This is a genomic window from Bacillus sp. FJAT-49711, from assembly GCF_018343715.1.
Lineage (GTDB): Bacteria > Bacillota > Bacilli > Bacillales > Bacillaceae_C > Lederbergia.
Map to the genome: position 1 here is coordinate 164990 of NZ_JAGYPL010000004.1, position 15854 is coordinate 180843.

Below are 15854 nucleotides of genomic sequence, written 5' to 3' on the forward strand. Positions count from 1 at the left end.
ATCCAATTTAATCGAAGGGAACCAATCAATATCGGAAGAACTCTCTCCATACTTAATAGTATGGGTTACAGTATTTGAAGACATATATATATATTGTGATGAACTAGTGGATTTACTGTAACACTTTCCCCTTCATTAAGGCAACGTAAGACGGGTTCACCATTCGGACTGATTTCTGCATATACAATCCAGCCTGATTGTACAACATAAAATTCCGATAATATTTTGTGGTAATGACTGTTCTGCCAAGCACCATTTTCTGCTGCCACTGTGCGACAATAAGAACTACCATCGAAACTAACTAATCTATATCGCTTTTCACCATTATTCATAAGTTCAAAATTCACCTCTATACCTGATGAATTTGCTTCTTCGATACTAATCTTTTTTGGATTATAATGCATATAAGTTCGCCCCTTTTTCCTCACATAGTAAGCTTGACCTCTATGAATAATTGTAACAACCCATTATCATACGCTGGCATCTTGTGTTTAGCATATTAACATCAACAAAGCGTTAATCCTAATTCATGATATCCCCATATATCTAATATGATTAAAATTACCACTCCACACTTCTTAAATCGGGAGCATAATGGAACATTTCATTTATTGTTAAACCCTCTGACGAAAATTTATTAAAAGCACTCACAACTTCTTTACTATTCTCACCAACTTTCCATATTGATGAAAGGAATAGAGACAAACCGTACTTGGTGATGTTAACTCCATTTTGTAAAGCTAACTGAAACATTTTAACACTCTCTTCATATCTTCCAACTATATTAAAAGTACAGCCTATATTATGTAATAAGACACTCATTGATGCCTTTGTAAGACGGGAACCACTGAGATATTCCCAACTGCCTAAAACATCGCTATCCTTTTTTATCCTCTACAATTGAATAAAGAACTTCTTTAACTTTTTGAGCAGTTAAATATTTTATATTTTTTATTAAGTCATTTACATGTTGCTGTTCACCCGTGATAAAAGCTTTCTCAAATAAAAGTGTAATATATGTAAACTCCGCAAAGATAATATTTTCCCAATCCTTTTACTCTTCTATTTAAACTAACGGGTTCCGTTCAGAAGTATAAACCAGCCTTATAACACTAGAAAACTCATTTTAGTCATATAATTAGCACTTATTTTTCATTACTTACATTGAATGGTATAAAGTGGTTAATACATTGGCAATTTAGCATACCAAACCGAATATCAGATATAGAATTAAAATTGATTATCACTCGTTCTCTTTTTTTTATCACTAAAATGCTTCCAAAGATGATAAGTTAGCCAAAACAAGACTATATCTATCCATCCCAAAATTAAAAACACCTTATAATTGTTACCGATAAAAATATAAAGTAGTACCAACACGATTGCAAATGGAGGTAAAAGAATCCAATAACGTTTATCATTGAATGTTTTTAAATTAAACATAGTATATCTCTCCAGTTTAGTATCCCTATGTTATTACCAGTATATTTATATTTAACAATCTTGCCCGATTCTGGCGTATTGCTATGCTGTAAATGCACCATAAAATTAAAGATTGAATGACTCCAAAATTACAGCATTAATTTTCTTAATATGCAAAAATCAATATTGGCAAGATATTAAGTGTTACAACCTGCCAGAAATAATGTTTTTGTGTTTCGTATTATAGGTATCACATTCAATTGGCTTATATCCCCGCAATCCTCAAAACGTTTTTAAACTTTACCCCAGCTGAATGGGTATTAGCGTTTTTACATTTTTGCAATACACCCTTCTCCCTTAATTATTATTTTTGAGATTCTCGTCATTATCATAAAAAGCATTCGCTATATCATAAAGAATATTAATAATTTCATCATTTTGTTTTTTTAATTGCAACAATATTTTTATAACCGATGCAATCCCACAAAGAATTAAAATTAATAAAATAAACAATTTCTTCACCCCTAAAAATATTGCTTAATTATTGATTTTTAGCGTGAATGCAATAACCTTTGGTTTTACACAATATGGAAACTTTTCTTGAAGAGTGGATGTCAATTTTTATTCCAGAATGGTGCCGATATGTTCAGTAAATTTCTGAGGTGTCATTGAATTGTTTTCTACTAATCTTTCAATTTCTTTAAGAAATATATCAGGTTGTTCCTATCCTTGTTTCTCATCCCAGCCAGCATAATCATGGTGAGTAATATCAATTATTTTGTTAAATATAGCGATATATTCAATCATTAATCCTCACCTTTTCAACATAAAATTTTTAAAAATTGGATTCTCTAACGCTTACTCCTGAGTCAATTTCAATCCATTGCCGCTTTCACCCATCTCCTTATTAATTTTATCTATTCTGTAATACTTGGAAAATACCTTCTTCAACAACATATGCAACAATTTGTTAGATAAAAAACAAGCTATTAAAATGAAAGTTAGAAAACGACTTAATGCATTCAGCTAGTAGAAATCAACGAGTTTCCATATTAGAGTGCCCCCAACATTTCCGAAATTTTGTACATTAAGAATTCCTGTATGTTAAGGAACTGGGCTTAAGATACAGTTTATTTTTTATTTAAGAATCTAAGTATATTAGCTGGTTCTTTTTCGAATCAAACTTTTATGCCCCAGAAGATTTCATTTGATAAGGTTATGTCTGGGGTACATTTTAGAACGTTTTCGATGCTTTTTAAAATAATTTCACCAATATATGAAATTATTCCAGACTAATACTCGTTATAATAGATGAAATACAAAAACGAGACATGCGCATGGTCGTTTGAGGCGGGAGGTCACAATGCAAGAGGAAATTCAATGGATCCAAGAAGTACTATCCGGGAACAAGCAAGCCTATTCAAACATTATTAATAAATATAAAAATCAGTTATATGCCACGATTTTACGTATGACACAAAATCCATACGATGCACAAGATTTAGTACAGGAAGCATTTATCAAAGTGTATTACCAACTTGATAAATATAATGAAAGAGGATCTTTTTCCGGTTGGTTTTATAGCGTGGCAATCAATCATTGTATGGATGAATTTCGAAAGAAACGTTACAAGCAGGTGGAGATGACCGAAGATTTAATGGGAAAGAACCCCAACCATCCTGAAGTTGTTTTTTTAAAAAGGGAGGAAAACAGACAGTTAGAGCTGTTATTGGTTACACTTCCGGAAGATGAACGAATGATCATCCTATTACGATATGTAAATGAACTAAGCTATGAAGAGATAAGTGAACTGGTGGATGTCCCTGTTTCAACCGTTCGCAATAAACTTCATCGGGCTAAGAAGAAATTGAGAAATACTGTTAAACGTGAAGGAGGCTATTTTAATGAAATGTCCAACTGTAGATGAGCTTTCACATTATGTTGATGATATAGAAACTGGTCACGAATCTGTTAATATAGACAAACATTTAAAAAGCTGCATCGAATGCAAGCGTGTTGTAAAATCACTCATGGAGGAACATCAATTTATAAAAGAAACAGTTAAAACCCCAACATTATCGGATGATTTTGCCTCATTCGTTCTTGATCAGCTTGAGCCATATGAAAAGAAATCCTTCCTATCAAAAGGAACTCTTTGGAAACACTCAGCACTTTCAGAACCTAAGATGAAGCGTGGACAACCACAGGTTAAACGTAAAAAGAATCGCATTTTAATCACAGCTGCCTGCTTGTTGATTGCCTTACCTACGACCGCTTTCGGTGCAGCAAAAGCATATGATATGATGGTCCAAAAACAAGGTTATGAAGTAAATGTATCTGTTTTAAATAAGATTTTCAATAAGAAAGACAGTTGGTATAAGATGAATGTCGGCTATTTACCAGAGAATATGCAAGCAGACGATAGCTTAGCTATGAAGTATTCCTTTAAAGATAACTATGCACAAGGCGGGTTTTCATTCATTCTTTGGAGATTAGGGAAAAATTCTGATTTTCAAACTTTGTATGCAAACAATTACGAAGAAAAGGAAATCAATGGTAGGAAAGCAGTGATTGTTACTAAGGATACTGGAAACAAAAATATAGTGTTTGATAGGCAGGTCTTTCTCTTATTCGAAGAAGAGGGAATAATGTTACAAAGTTATGTTGGAAATGATGTAAGTGATGAACAAATGATGAAAGTCATAGAGGGCATTTCACTTGAATCAACAACGGAGGAAGAAGCAACATACACAGTGGATTATGATGGAGCCCTTTTTGATACAGCGGAACCAACGGAAACACGCGTTATTCCTTTGAAAAAAGACAGCAACCGATTATTTAGCGTAGGTCAAACAGTTCCAGTAACCATAAATGAAGCTGACAAACTTGAATATGTGATAGAAAAAGTAGAAGTCTTTGATTCAATCAAGGATTTTAAACTAGGGAACTTTAATAATGATTTAGACCTACTAAGTGGGGAAAAGGCATTTGATCAAACAGGTAAATTGTTACCATACAATCGAGATGTATATAAAGTAGGAAACGGTAAAGATTCTGTTGACGAATTAGTAGAGTCGCCAATAGTTAATCTAAAATTTGTCTACTTGGCAACAACAGTGAAAAATATAGGTGAACAGTCAACCGAGGAAATCTATATGCATCCCTCCCTACAAGTGCTTAAATCAGAAAAAAATGCATGGACCTATGCTGGAGAAGAGGGAATGGCCGAAGATAGTCTTATGACAGGTGAAGTGGATTATCTAGAACCCCATGGAAATGGAAAAAGCTTTTACAACATTGGCAGCATCCAGCCAGGGCAAACGCTGAAGGTTAACTTGGGTTATTTTGTAGATGAGGATAAACTGGATTCAATCTTCCTTGATGCTTTCCATTACACTGGATTTGGTAACACTGAAAACATGAATGCAAAAGATCGTTGGTGGATTGATATTCGTCAAAAGTAAAAAACAGAAGAATTGGTAGTACCTGGAAGACCTTTTCAAACTCAAATGTTCCAGAATTGGTTGTGATTGTTGATGAGAAATGTTCCTTTCTTAAATAGAATGTGGTCACACAATTTTGGTAAATGTGAGGCAGTCTTATATAGTGGCGGTACACTGAAGCTGTCACTACCCTCATTAAGGAATAAAGATAGAAATTTATAGGGTCGCCATTTCTGAATGTCTTACTTGTTTTAAACCTTTTTGATAGACAGTAAATATCTATTAATATGGAAGATTAATTTTTCCTAAAAAGGTGTTTCCTTTTTGCTACTGTTACCGTACTCATATTAAAATAAAATCCAAATTCCTGTACGTTAGGGGATTTGGATTTTATAATGTGAATTTTTCATAGCTCTATTTTTCCGAAATATTGGCTGTACCTGTTGTAGAATTGTCTTTTGAATTTCCCCTGATATAATCCATTATTGCATGTAATACTTCTTTTTGTTTTGTCAATTATTTTCAGCAAATCCAAACACCACTAAGCTTTACTTTTTATATATATTAATTATCGATTCGAGAGCAATTCTTTGTACGTTTTCTTAAAAACCTTTAATACGTATCTACTTATTTATCTGATCTGCATAATGAATAAATCCTTCTATTTTCTTATTAAAACCATTTATCCAATACGTAACCAAACAAGGGAATGAAACTCGATTGCGGTATGTATTTCTCCATCAAATTCTTCTAATTGTGATTCATCTAATGTTGGCTTTACTATTTTCCCTTTATCCTAATGGTGCGATATTATCTGCTCTTTATGTTCAGGAACATCATCCTGCTTGATTATATCTTAACTATTGTACTTACATACCGTTTAGTAAAGGCATTTTACTTTGAATATATCTCAACTATGTTAACCTTATAGATTTTTTAACGTACAACAAAATTGTTGATTTGAAATAAAGTCGCGAAACTTTACATGTACTTAATTAAGTAGTTCAGTATAAACTGAATTTATAGAAATAATTGTTAGATATAGGGAAGTTTGTGAACAAGCGTACTGCGCGAAACGTTTCCTTATAAGTGCCGAAGCACGAAATAGGAGGATTGCTAAAAGGTAATTACAACTGATTAATCGAAACTCGGTATGAAAGCCGTCATGTTGAGCTGAAACGAGTTATCTGATACTCCTACATGCATGGAATGGTATTAGCCCGAACGTGTATGAAGCTAAGTGAAGTGGCTGAAGTGTACTAAGTTCTTATACGGAATATGATTCATGATAGGTCGGGATGCTACAAAATATCTAAGGTGAGAATGTCTAGTAGTGGGACTGATCAACTCACGAATGTACAGGTCTAGATTTTTGATACGCTCGAATCAAAGAAGTATGACCCAAGAAACCAAGGCAAAACACTAGTGTTTTCTTCTTTGATTATTGATGCTGTGAAGAATTATAGATCAACTAACAGGTTAGTTGATCTAAAAAGGATTAACCACCATTATTGTTGAATTCCTTATAGAACAAACGAAGTAGTTTACAGGAACAAGAAAGTGGAAAAAACAAATAATTTGGGTTAGGAGGGATTGTATTGAGGTTGTCTGCAATTGATGCTGCCAGAAAATTTGTGAAAGAAAAATTTCCTAATAGTGATATTGCTTTTTTAGCAGGAAGTGCTTCTAGAGGGGAAGAAACGGCTACATCTGATTTAGATATTGTTATTTTTGATAATTCAATAGAAAGTCATTATCGAGAGAGTTTTGTTTTGTATAATTGGAAAATTGAAACTTTCATATACAATTACACAACTTATCTAAATCAATTCGACGTGGATAAAGAATCAGGGAGACCAATTCTAGCCAACATGTTAGCTGAAGGAAAAATCATTAGAGATAATGGTAAATCAGAGGAAATAAAAGATAACGCTAAATCTTTTATTAAAAGTGGTCCAAAACCATTAACCGACAACTTTATAAGAGCTTCAAGATATTTCATTTATGACCTTCTTGATGACTTTAAAGATTCTAAAAATCATCCAGAGGCTATTATGACTTTAAATACAATCTCAACACAACTCGCAGACTTTATTCTTCGTGTTAATAGACAATGGGTTGGAAGAGGAAAAGGTCTTGCAAGGTCTTTAAAGAAATTCGATGAAAGAATTTATAATGAATTCTTCGAGTCACTTGATTGTTATTATAAAGATGGAGACAAACAACCTTTTATTAAATTTGTGAATGACATCTACAAACCATTTGGTGGCCCTTTATTTAATGGCTTTTCACAAGGAAAATAGTTTTCATTCTTCAACTAACCGTGCAGTTTAGTTGAAGAAAGCAAAAATGTTAAGAGTAAGCCCGAATTCAAACAACGCATATAAATAGATCCGCACCTCCAGTAGTATTAAAATATCAATTTAAATGGAGGTGCTTTTCATATGCCGCAACAAAAACTTACCATTGTCCCCGTTACATTACATAAACAGAAGGAAAATAACCCCGCAACTGTTCCAGTAGCCCCATACTCCAATCCTACTTGCAGGATCAAAACTGGCAATACTGAAATTACCTTCTTCAACGGCGTAGATGTGCACATCATCCAAACCATCATGAGGGAGTTGAAAGATCGATGAAACAGGATTATACAAGCGTGAAAAACATTTATATCATTTGTGGTAAAACGGATATGAGAAAAGGAATTGATGGCCTGGCAACACTTATTCAAGATTCTTTCGAACTTGATCCATATGGGGATTCCATTTTTTTATTTGCAGGATGGAGTAAAGATCGCTATAAATGTTTGTATTTCGATGGTGATGGCTTCGCCATGCTTTATAAACGTTTAGATAACGGTAAACTGCAATGGCCAAAAAATGAGAAAGAAGTACGCAATCTTTCTCAACAGGAGCTACGCTGGCTCCTTGAAGGATTATCCATTCAGCAGCCGAAAGCGATTCAACCTTCATCAAAAGGAGTGTTCTAAATTCCTTAAAACTACTAACTTTATCTTTATTCCATCGTTCGAACTAGTTATAATAAAAAGAACAAAACTGAACGAATGTGGTGAATAATGTGACGAACGCTTCTTCTACGAATGAAAATCAATACGAGAAATTAATTCGGCTGCTCGAAGAGCAATTGGCTCATTCGAATCAACAAAACAAAGAGTTATCAAAACAGATTGAAGCGTTAACCGAGCAAGTTCGCCATTTAACTAAGCTTTTATATGGATCCAAAACTGAAAAAATAAAATATAACTCACCGGACGGACAAGCGTCCTTATTTGACGATGATCCGACTTTTAGCGAATCTGAGCACACAGATGAACAAAGCCAACAGACAATTTCTTATGCTGTTGTACGAAAGATTCAAAAGAAAAAACGAAATGATTCATTGCGGAGTGATGTCGAAGTAGAAGCATTTCATCATCATCCGGAAAATACTCTTTGTGACTGTTGCCATGGGCAAATGATCGAAATCGGCACTACAATCGTTCGCGAAGAAGCGGAATTTATTCCTGCAAAGATGAAGAAAGTTCAACACGTTGAACACGCATATGAATGTACTAAGTGCAAAGGAGATTCATTTCAAAAAGCGCAAATTAAACGTGGCAAAGCACCACATCCAGCTATTCAAAGGAGTATTGCCAGTCCTAGCGTACTGGCCAAAGTAATATATGATAAATTTTCACAATACTTACCACTTTACCGTCAGGTAAAGGAATGGGATCGTTATGGTCTTAATACCAATGATAAGAACCTTTCAAATTGGGTCATTCGTGCATCGCTGGATTGGCTATTACCGATTTACCTACGAATGAAGCATTTGATGATGGATAAATCGATTTTGCATGTCGATGAAACATATGGCCAAATTATTAACCGGTCCGATGGGAAATCTGGTCAAGCCAATGCCTACAATTGGGTGTATCGAAGTGTGCCAAGCCAAGGACCAATAATCACCCTGTTTCAAAGCGCATTATCACGGGCTCGCTCCGTACTTGAAAGTTTCATAGAAGGCTATTCTGGAACGATTGTTTGCGATGGTTATTCTGCTTATGGTAAGTTGGAAGGCGTTACCTTCGCAAATTGTTGGGCGCATGTTCGCCGTTATTGGCTAAAAGCTGACAGTAAAAATGGTCGCATTGGCGTGAGCTATTGTGATGATTTATATCGTCTGGAAAGGAAATTCAAACATTTGTCTCCAAGTAAGCGAAGAAAAAAACGCCAGAAATACTCGAAGCCAATTGTAGAAAAATTCCTTGATTGGGTTGAAACATCACCGTTCTACGGAAAAAACGCCCTTGGCAAGGCAGCTGAATATACCCTGAATAGAGTAAATGGACTTAAGGCGTTCTTGAATGATGGGCGCATTGAAATCGATAATAATCCAGCTGAAAACGCCATTCGCCCCAATGTTTTAGGTAGAAAAAACTGGTTGTTTAGTGTTAGTGAAGCCGGTGCGAGAGCGAACGCCATATGTTTGAGTATTGCAGAAACGGCCAAAAGTAACGGCGTTGATTTTTATGAATACATAAAGAAACTTTTGACGGATCTTCCGAACGCCGGTATTAACCAGAACCCAGAAATTTTAGATCAATACCTGCCTTGGTCAAAAATGATTAAAGCAGAATGTAGCAAATAATTGAAGTAAGCCGTATTTCGATTGAAAAAATCGGGTCATACGGCTATTTGTGATGTGTACCGGATAGGTACGCTTATTTTTTATAATTCGGGCTTACTAAAAAGCAATTACCGAGACATTATTTGATTTTAAGTTAATCTGGAAGTTCTCCCCCAAACAAAGGAATTAACTTCCAGATTTCAGGATATTACATTATAATTTAGTTATACATAATCAAAGAGGTTTTGGGAGGATGGGGAAGAACAATTGAAAAAAATTATATTATTTGTATTGTCATTGTCCTTGCTTTTAATTTCGGGTTGCCTAGGTAGTAATCCCAAAAAACTTAATACATCTATTTTAAAAAGTATCAGCGAGACTAAAAATGAAAAGGGAGAAATTGGTCTAACCGAATATGAAGCTCCAACGTTAAAAGATGGATTGAAATCCCTTCCATTTAAGGTTAAATTACCCCACGATTTCCCATTTGATTTTGTAGGATACTTACCACCTGTAATATACGATCTTGATGGCGATCGAAAAAAATTGCTCGTAATGTTTAATACTACCCCAATAGCGAAAGAAGGTATTGGAGTCATTGTAAAAGCCTATTATCCTAAAGATGAGGTAAATGGTGAACCCGACACTTCTATTTCATCTAAACCCCGATATTCTGAAGTTGAATTAAAAAATGGTGTTGTTGGTAGACTCTATAATTCTGATAATGTGTTTTTTGATATAGATGATGTTACGTATTCTGTATATTATTTAGATTTCTACAAAAGTGATAATCAGGTTTATGAAGATATAATTGATATTGCAAATCAGATGTTTTGATATACAAAAAAGCAGAACAAAACAGTATCCTCTATGACTTTTACTTAGATAAAAGCATATTTCTTAGCTGATACTTTCTGATTAAATTGTTTCGAACCGTTTTTAGAAATACTTAGAATAGTCCGTTCTTTTTCCTATTTGTTTTCCAATATAAAGAATCTGCCCTAAATGATAACTAATATGAGCTACTTCAGTTTGGATTGCTTGAAGAACACTTACAGGTTGTTGTTTATGTGTAACAATTTATTTAAATCCTAAGTTTTTAGATTTTCAATTGTGTTAAAAGCAGTTTGTTTCTATCAGAAAGAAGATTAAGCAGTTCTATAATATAGCTATGTAAGAAAAGAATTTCTCTTCAAGACTCCTACTTTTTGTTTGAAAAACCCTTCCAAAAATAGCGTTAATCCTTCTGATTAACGCATCTGTCAGGTTAAGCCGCATATTTAACGTCCATTTTTGGTATCTTGTTAATTTTACTGAAAAGTGAACCATCAAATTACCTTTCTTTTCTTAAAAAACTCTACTGTTATTAAAATTAAGTTAAATCCTTTTTTAAATAGTAATGCTTATGTTCTCTACCCACGTTTTCCAACGTTCCATATACTTTATAGCCATGCTTTTCATAAAAACCTAATGCTTGAAAACTCAACGTATCTAACTTAATAAAATCACATTCCTTTTCAACAGCTATATTTTCTGCTGTTAACAGTAGTTTAGTTCCATAACCCAGTTTCCTAATATCTTCACCTACAAATAAGTTATAAATTTCTAACCAATTCCAACAGATTGAACCAATTAATCCGCCGTGTACAACTCCTTCGTCATCCTTAATGAACAAACCAATTTCTTCATATCTATCTCCCAAATCTACCGAAAAGTGCTTTAAATTAAATTTATAAAGCTCATCATCTACATGTTGTTTTGCTTTTCTGTCTAATTCTTTAGTAATATAGAAACTCATAATTTATATTTCCCCTTAGGATATTTTTAATAAAAATTCTAGATTGATTCGAAATAGTTATGTACCTTAAATTTAAGTGGAGACTTTTTTAGAGTATCTATTGATAAACATTCAAATCGTTGTTATAACCATTTTATTGACGATACATTCATATCCTTAGGAGGAACATTTTTCTATCCACAGAATTTCTAAAAACCAATGGTCTCTTTGATGACTGACCATTGTATATCAGACTTAAATTCATTGTTAGTCATCATCGTTCCAACAAAAACATCATCAATATCGTTATTATTCAAATAATGTTTAATAGTTAAATTGATAATTTTCGAGGTATATAAAGATGATATTTCATTTTTCGGAATCCAATATAATTCCCCTTCGTCTGAAGGAATAAAGTTCCTATGCTTTGTTTCTCCAAAATAAACATACTGTTGACGTATTTCTCCGCTATTTTTTTCAAGTAAAATATATTTTTGCCTAAAGTTATCAATGTCATCTATTTTAAATCCTGTTTCTTCTTTTATTTCCCTGAAACTTGCCTCCATTGGTGAATTAAGTTCATTAGGTTCTATATGACCTCCAATTCCTCCCCAAAATGCAAAATTAAAGATTTTACTTTTCTCCTTTTTCATCATTAACACACTTCCTTCATTAATCAGGAATGCGGTTGCCATTTGACGGATTTCCAATAATACCACCCTCTCTATACTCTTAAACTATTTTTTTACCGTACTGCTTCGTTATTTCCATAACAGTTCCAGTTTGATAAAGAAGATTATTATAATGTTATATACTTATAATAGCTTCTTAGCATGTTTTATATTTTACTTTACTTATGTAGGAAATCTATAGCGGAATTATATCTCTTTTGGTGCCATCCATATAATATTATCAAGCATTGCGTTATTCTTCTCGAGTTCTACAAAAACTTTTTTATAAACTTCAGGAATTTCTTCTACATTAATAAAAAGGCACAAATTACCTAATACACTAAAGAGAAAACCGTACTGTTATATTCGTGATTTATGAAATATTAATTTTTCCAGATACTTACAAAGTATCAAATAAAATGATACTCGTCTACATAACTATTAAAATATTTCGTATAGATAAGACATATCAAATTATGTTACCTCCTTACATCTCTACTGTTATCAATGGATCTTTAATAGAATTAATTAAATATAATAAATTTGCGTCAAAAATATATTGAATTATCGTCAAAGTAGTGTCAAGGTAGGTTGAGACGTGTTCCATGTCCAAGATATAACCGATTCCGTAAAAGCCAGTAATATTAATACCATATAGGAATTATCCAAAACGAATAAACAATTTGTAAATGAATCTGTATCTGTCGGTGACAACATAATGGAGGATCGGGCCTATAAGACAATGCTTTTTGACGGTTATTTTAACAATGGCGGTAGTTATGATGGGTCCTTCCCTAATGGAAAACGTGATCTATTAATAGCAGGTGATTATTGCAGATGAATTGAGCCACGACTGCGGAGTTTTGAGCCATTCATTGCGGATAAAAGAGCCACCATTTGCAGAACTCAGAGCCACAGCGTAGCTGCTTGCCATTGACTGTAACGCCCGATTCTTAGTATCCGTTGGAAGGGGTCAGGGCCCCGCCAGCGGATGCTTAGAATCGATTTGTCCGTGTTATCATGTTTGAGCAGATATGCCTATTAGGCATTATTTTTGGCACACTTGCGATAGGTCCACCACACGGACAAAAGATAAGTCAATGGTGGCGGACTAGCGAATTTACTCTACATTTGGCGGTAGAGTAGCATTTACCTTTACTAATAGCGGCTCCTTTATCCGCACTCACTGGCTCTATTGTCTGCAAACAGTGGCTCAAAACTCCGCACAGGTGGCTCATTCTGTCCGCAATACTCAGCAGGGAAGTTTCAAATATGGTCTGAAGTTCCATTGGATATAAAAGAGCAACAAGAAGCAGTCGATCAAATGATTACGACAATTGAAAATTACTATGATACAAAAAAATTCGCGCTAAAAGTGACATATCGTACCAACCCAAATTTCCTAAATGGGAAAAGCGAAGAAGAATCTGGAGGTTGGTCGGTTGGATATAAAATGCCAAACAATCCTAATATAATATTTAAACATTTTGAGGGAATTGATCCTTATAATCCGTGAGGTAATTTTTTTTACAAATGGTTTTCGATGCATTGAGGAGAGATACTAAAATGGACAAAAAATTTATAACGGAAATGACAAATACGGCCGTCATCAGTGGTTGGTTATTTAATATCATTTGTCTGCTTGGAAAGGTTTTGCCTTGGTTCTCCCTCATTGCAATATTAGGTAGAGGGATTGGAGGATTGATATACCTATTTAATATTTTTGCTCTAATATTGTTAGTCATGTATGGCTGGAAAAAAATAAAGGAAGGCATTTATCTTAGAAACTTAATTTTTATTATCTTGTTTTTAATTATTTTCCCTATGATATTCAATAAAACTATGAGTCTTATTTAATAAGCCATAAACCTATATGAACTGTGAACTAGGCCCATTCTCTGCAAGGGTCCCAGCCGTTGTAAACAATATCTAAAATCATTTTGTCTAATCCCCCTTGTGATTTTCGATAAATGCTTCTTCTTCCACTGGGTCCATTATTCCTTCCGCTGCGCCGACATTTCCACCTTGGAATGCTGTTAGTTCACCATCTATCCATTCATCATGTTTAGTTATTTCTGCTTTTTCTTTATCCAACGTATAGGTATCTCCATAAAGGAATTCAATTTCTCGCCAAAGTTCTTGTTGTGTTGGATATTCCTGCTTAGACCAATATCCTTTTTGCCTCACTTGTCCTCTCTTATCAACACGTAATGTCACACCCATCGTCGGATTTTCGATATCATTAACGTCGAATTGACCGACCGTATAACCATCTCCATATCGTTTCGGTAAAATCGCAAACTCTTTATCTGGGTAGTTATCTTCCAAATAGTTGATAAGTTGTTCATATCGCTCAGCATGCGTGTTCGCTTTAAAATTAGGATAGGTTACATAGTATCCCACAAATCCAATGACAACTACACTCGTTAACGAAATCGCCCATTTTTTTCTCTCAATAAATATAAGCCAAATACCTATGATCGCAATCAGCACTACAACTCCAACTAGAAAAAAATATACATTTTCACTGGGACTCATGTAATTACACGTAAATACTCTTGAGGATTATTTATTACAAAGTGTTTCTCTATTGATAAAAGAACTTCTTCATTTCCGGGTAATGAAACTGTTTTTACAGCATCATTAATCGATAACCATTTGTACTCACTATGTTCGTAATTTAATGTTACTTCTTCGTGTTCCTCCACATATCCAACAAATACAGGAGCAACATAAATATAATTTTCTTTTGATGAGTAAATCTGATCAAAGTTATTAGAAGTATACAATAAGACCTGTTGGATTCCAGTTTCTTCTTTTACCTCTCTTAAAGCAGCTTCCCAAGCAGTTTCCCCCTCTTCGATACTTCCACCGATATAACACCAAACATCTCTTAGCACAGAGGTAGCTCTCTTTAATAATAAAACTTTGTATTCATTTTCTGTCTTTTTCAATAAAATAATTGCAACACCTGTACATCTTATTGGTACTTCAAACATTTCCTTCCCCTCATTCATCTGAATTTTCATTAAAAAGGCTAACTTAAGAGCAGCTTGACCTCTTGATTTCAGTCGTTAAATCATATATGAAAATTTATTCAGCTGCTTTTATATTTCCTCCTTATTTATTGTACAAATTCATATTCTCCTTGGATACAAAAAAAACGAAACCACTGGGTCTAAGCTCTGTTAAGCCAAGACTAAGATGAATTTTTAAATAAGTAGTTTTATAAATGAAGTGAGAATGGCAAAAGATTTTTCATTGTCTTATTTACTATGACACCCTTTAGTTGAACACTAACAAAAAAGTTCTTTATAGACATTTGGTAGAAAAAGATTGGATGTATTTTTTTAAGTCTTGTCTATATATTTCAGTATATAAACCATTAGTGTATTCACTGATGATTTTTCGCCAAAAATGGATTGCAGATTCATTTATAATCATCTGAGCAACTTTCCAATTTGCCTTATATAAATCAAATGCTTTACTTGCTGCCTCTCTTCCTAATCCATTTCTTCTATATTTTTTAAGAATCATAAAATCATAAATTACATGCGTCGGGTCAGGGTCAACATCAAAATTTTCAAATAAAACAACTAAAAAACCAATAATTTTTCCATTGTAATTTATAAAAAAGGGATTCCATCTGGGGTCTCGCCAATAAAACTCTAAATCTACATCATATAATCCTAGGCTATTTATATCTTCCTCTGTATATTTGCTAAAATCATAAAGATAAAACTGATACATGTTCTCCAGAATTTGTTTACTTTCCTTAGTTACTGAAACGAGCTTAATCAATTATTTTGCCTCCTATTATTCAAGGTAGACAGCACCAAAATAACCATTCCACTAGTATTCCTCCTCTTAGTTTAAAAAATTCTGCAAAAATAGCGTTAATCCTTCCGTAGG

General features: G+C 33.7%; 18 protein-coding genes. 9 read left to right on the forward strand and 9 right to left on the reverse strand.

Translation table 11 applies throughout. The features are described 5' to 3' along the window. Positions 1–65: 65 nt before the first annotated feature. The 3 genes from KHA96_RS18460 to KHA96_RS18470 form a co-directional block, all read right to left on the reverse strand. A complete protein-coding gene (locus KHA96_RS18460; protein ID WP_213130801.1) occupies positions 66–404 on the reverse strand; it encodes a hypothetical protein in 339 nt (112 codons plus the stop codon). Positions 405–561: 157 nt separating this feature from the next. Beyond that, a complete protein-coding gene (locus KHA96_RS18465) occupies positions 562–753 on the reverse strand; it encodes a hypothetical protein (protein ID WP_213130802.1) in 192 nt (63 codons plus the stop codon). A gap of 1026 nt (positions 754–1779) precedes the next feature. After that, complete coding sequence (locus KHA96_RS18470) at positions 1780–1935, reverse strand: hypothetical protein (protein WP_213130803.1); 156 nt, start codon at positions 1933–1935, stop codon at positions 1780–1782. Positions 1936–2785: 850 nt separating this feature from the next. Between KHA96_RS18470 and KHA96_RS18475 the strand changes: the two genes are divergently transcribed. The 7 genes from KHA96_RS18475 (at position 2786) to KHA96_RS18505 (ending at position 10331) form a co-directional block, all read left to right on the forward strand. Then, positions 2786–3349 carry an RNA polymerase sigma factor gene (locus KHA96_RS18475; protein ID WP_249315742.1) on the forward strand — a complete coding sequence of 188 codons (564 nt, stop codon included), beginning with the start codon at positions 2786–2788 and terminating at the stop codon, positions 3347–3349. Positions 3350–3452: 103 nt separating this feature from the next. Then, positions 3453–4886: a DUF4367 domain-containing protein gene (locus KHA96_RS18480; protein WP_213131094.1), complete on the forward strand. Its 1434-nt coding sequence runs from the start codon at positions 3453–3455 to the stop codon at positions 4884–4886. A gap of 1577 nt (positions 4887–6463) precedes the next feature. Further along, a complete protein-coding gene (locus KHA96_RS18485; protein WP_213130805.1) occupies positions 6464–7168 on the forward strand; it encodes a nucleotidyltransferase domain-containing protein in 705 nt (234 codons plus the stop codon). 141 nt (positions 7169–7309) lie between these two features. After that, a complete protein-coding gene (locus KHA96_RS18490) occupies positions 7310–7504 on the forward strand; it encodes a hypothetical protein (RefSeq protein WP_213128004.1) in 195 nt (64 codons plus the stop codon). Then, positions 7501–7854, forward strand: a complete 354-nt coding sequence (gene tnpB, locus KHA96_RS18495; RefSeq protein ID WP_213128003.1) for an IS66 family insertion sequence element accessory protein TnpB — start codon at positions 7501–7503, stop codon at positions 7852–7854. The genes KHA96_RS18490 and tnpB overlap by 4 nt, the downstream gene beginning before the upstream one ends. 89 nt (positions 7855–7943) lie before the next feature. Next, positions 7944–9515: an IS66 family transposase gene (gene tnpC / locus KHA96_RS18500; protein ID WP_213128674.1), complete on the forward strand. Its 1572-nt coding sequence runs from the start codon at positions 7944–7946 to the stop codon at positions 9513–9515. A 246-nt stretch (positions 9516–9761) separates the two neighbouring features. After that, complete coding sequence (locus KHA96_RS18505; protein ID WP_213130806.1) at positions 9762–10331, forward strand: hypothetical protein; 570 nt, start codon at positions 9762–9764, stop codon at positions 10329–10331. Between the two features lie 102 nt (positions 10332–10433). On the opposite strand, the gene KHA96_RS23410 is transcribed toward KHA96_RS18505, so the two are convergent. From KHA96_RS23410 to KHA96_RS18520, 3 genes are all read right to left on the reverse strand, one after another. Then, positions 10434–10574 carry a DUF1572 family protein gene (locus tag KHA96_RS23410; protein WP_349305813.1) on the reverse strand — a complete coding sequence of 47 codons (141 nt, stop codon included), beginning with the start codon at positions 10572–10574 and terminating at the stop codon, positions 10434–10436. A gap of 292 nt (positions 10575–10866) precedes the next feature. Beyond that, positions 10867–11292: a GNAT family N-acetyltransferase gene (locus tag KHA96_RS18515; protein WP_213130807.1), complete on the reverse strand. Its 426-nt coding sequence runs from the start codon at positions 11290–11292 to the stop codon at positions 10867–10869. A 188-nt stretch (positions 11293–11480) separates the two neighbouring features. Further along, a complete protein-coding gene (locus KHA96_RS18520) occupies positions 11481–11981 on the reverse strand; it encodes an NUDIX domain-containing protein (RefSeq protein ID WP_249315743.1) in 501 nt (166 codons plus the stop codon). Between the two features lie 1156 nt (positions 11982–13137). On the opposite strand from KHA96_RS18520, the gene KHA96_RS18525 reads away from it, so the two are divergent. After that, entirely contained in the window at positions 13138–13458 is a 321-nt protein-coding gene (locus tag KHA96_RS18525) for a hypothetical protein (RefSeq protein WP_213130808.1), read from the forward strand. Between the two features lie 50 nt (positions 13459–13508). After that, on the forward strand, positions 13509–13799 hold the full coding sequence (locus KHA96_RS18530; RefSeq protein ID WP_213130809.1) for a hypothetical protein: 291 nt from the start codon (positions 13509–13511) through the stop codon (positions 13797–13799). An 87-nt stretch (positions 13800–13886) separates the two neighbouring features. Here KHA96_RS18530 and KHA96_RS18535 read toward each other — a convergent pair whose 3' ends face one another. From KHA96_RS18535 to KHA96_RS18545, 3 genes are all read right to left on the reverse strand, one after another. Beyond that, complete coding sequence (locus KHA96_RS18535) at positions 13887–14435, reverse strand: hypothetical protein (RefSeq protein ID WP_213130810.1); 549 nt, start codon at positions 14433–14435, stop codon at positions 13887–13889. A 41-nt stretch (positions 14436–14476) separates the two neighbouring features. Beyond that, a complete protein-coding gene (locus tag KHA96_RS18540; RefSeq protein ID WP_249315745.1) occupies positions 14477–14941 on the reverse strand; it encodes an NUDIX hydrolase in 465 nt (154 codons plus the stop codon). A 313-nt stretch (positions 14942–15254) separates the two neighbouring features. After that, positions 15255–15743 carry a GNAT family N-acetyltransferase gene (locus KHA96_RS18545; protein WP_249315746.1) on the reverse strand — a complete coding sequence of 163 codons (489 nt, stop codon included), beginning with the start codon at positions 15741–15743 and terminating at the stop codon, positions 15255–15257. Between the last annotated feature and the right edge of the window lie 111 nt (positions 15744–15854).

Bases quoted from the DNA above. Each gene is read 5' to 3' on its own strand.
- KHA96_RS18490 (WP_213128004.1), top strand. From the start codon at position 7,310: ATGCCGCAACAAAAACTTACCATTGTCCCCGTTACATTACATAAACAG.
- KHA96_RS18465 (WP_213130802.1), bottom strand. From the start codon at position 753: ATGTTTCAGTTAGCTTTACAAAATGGAGTTAACATCACCAAGTACGGT.
- KHA96_RS18475 (WP_249315742.1), top strand. From the start codon at position 2,786: ATGCAAGAGGAAATTCAATGGATCCAAGAAGTACTATCCGGGAACAAG.
- KHA96_RS18540 (WP_249315745.1), bottom strand. From the start codon at position 14,941: ATGTTTGAAGTACCAATAAGATGTACAGGTGTTGCAATTATTTTATTG.
- KHA96_RS18530 (WP_213130809.1), top strand. From the start codon at position 13,509: ATGGACAAAAAATTTATAACGGAAATGACAAATACGGCCGTCATCAGT.
- tnpB (WP_213128003.1), top strand. From the start codon at position 7,501: ATGAAACAGGATTATACAAGCGTGAAAAACATTTATATCATTTGTGGT.
- KHA96_RS18480 (WP_213131094.1), top strand. From the start codon at position 3,453: ATGGAGGAACATCAATTTATAAAAGAAACAGTTAAAACCCCAACATTA.
- KHA96_RS18460 (WP_213130801.1), bottom strand. From the start codon at position 404: ATGCATTATAATCCAAAAAAGATTAGTATCGAAGAAGCAAATTCATCA.
- KHA96_RS18515 (WP_213130807.1), bottom strand. From the start codon at position 11,292: ATGAGTTTCTATATTACTAAAGAATTAGACAGAAAAGCAAAACAACAT.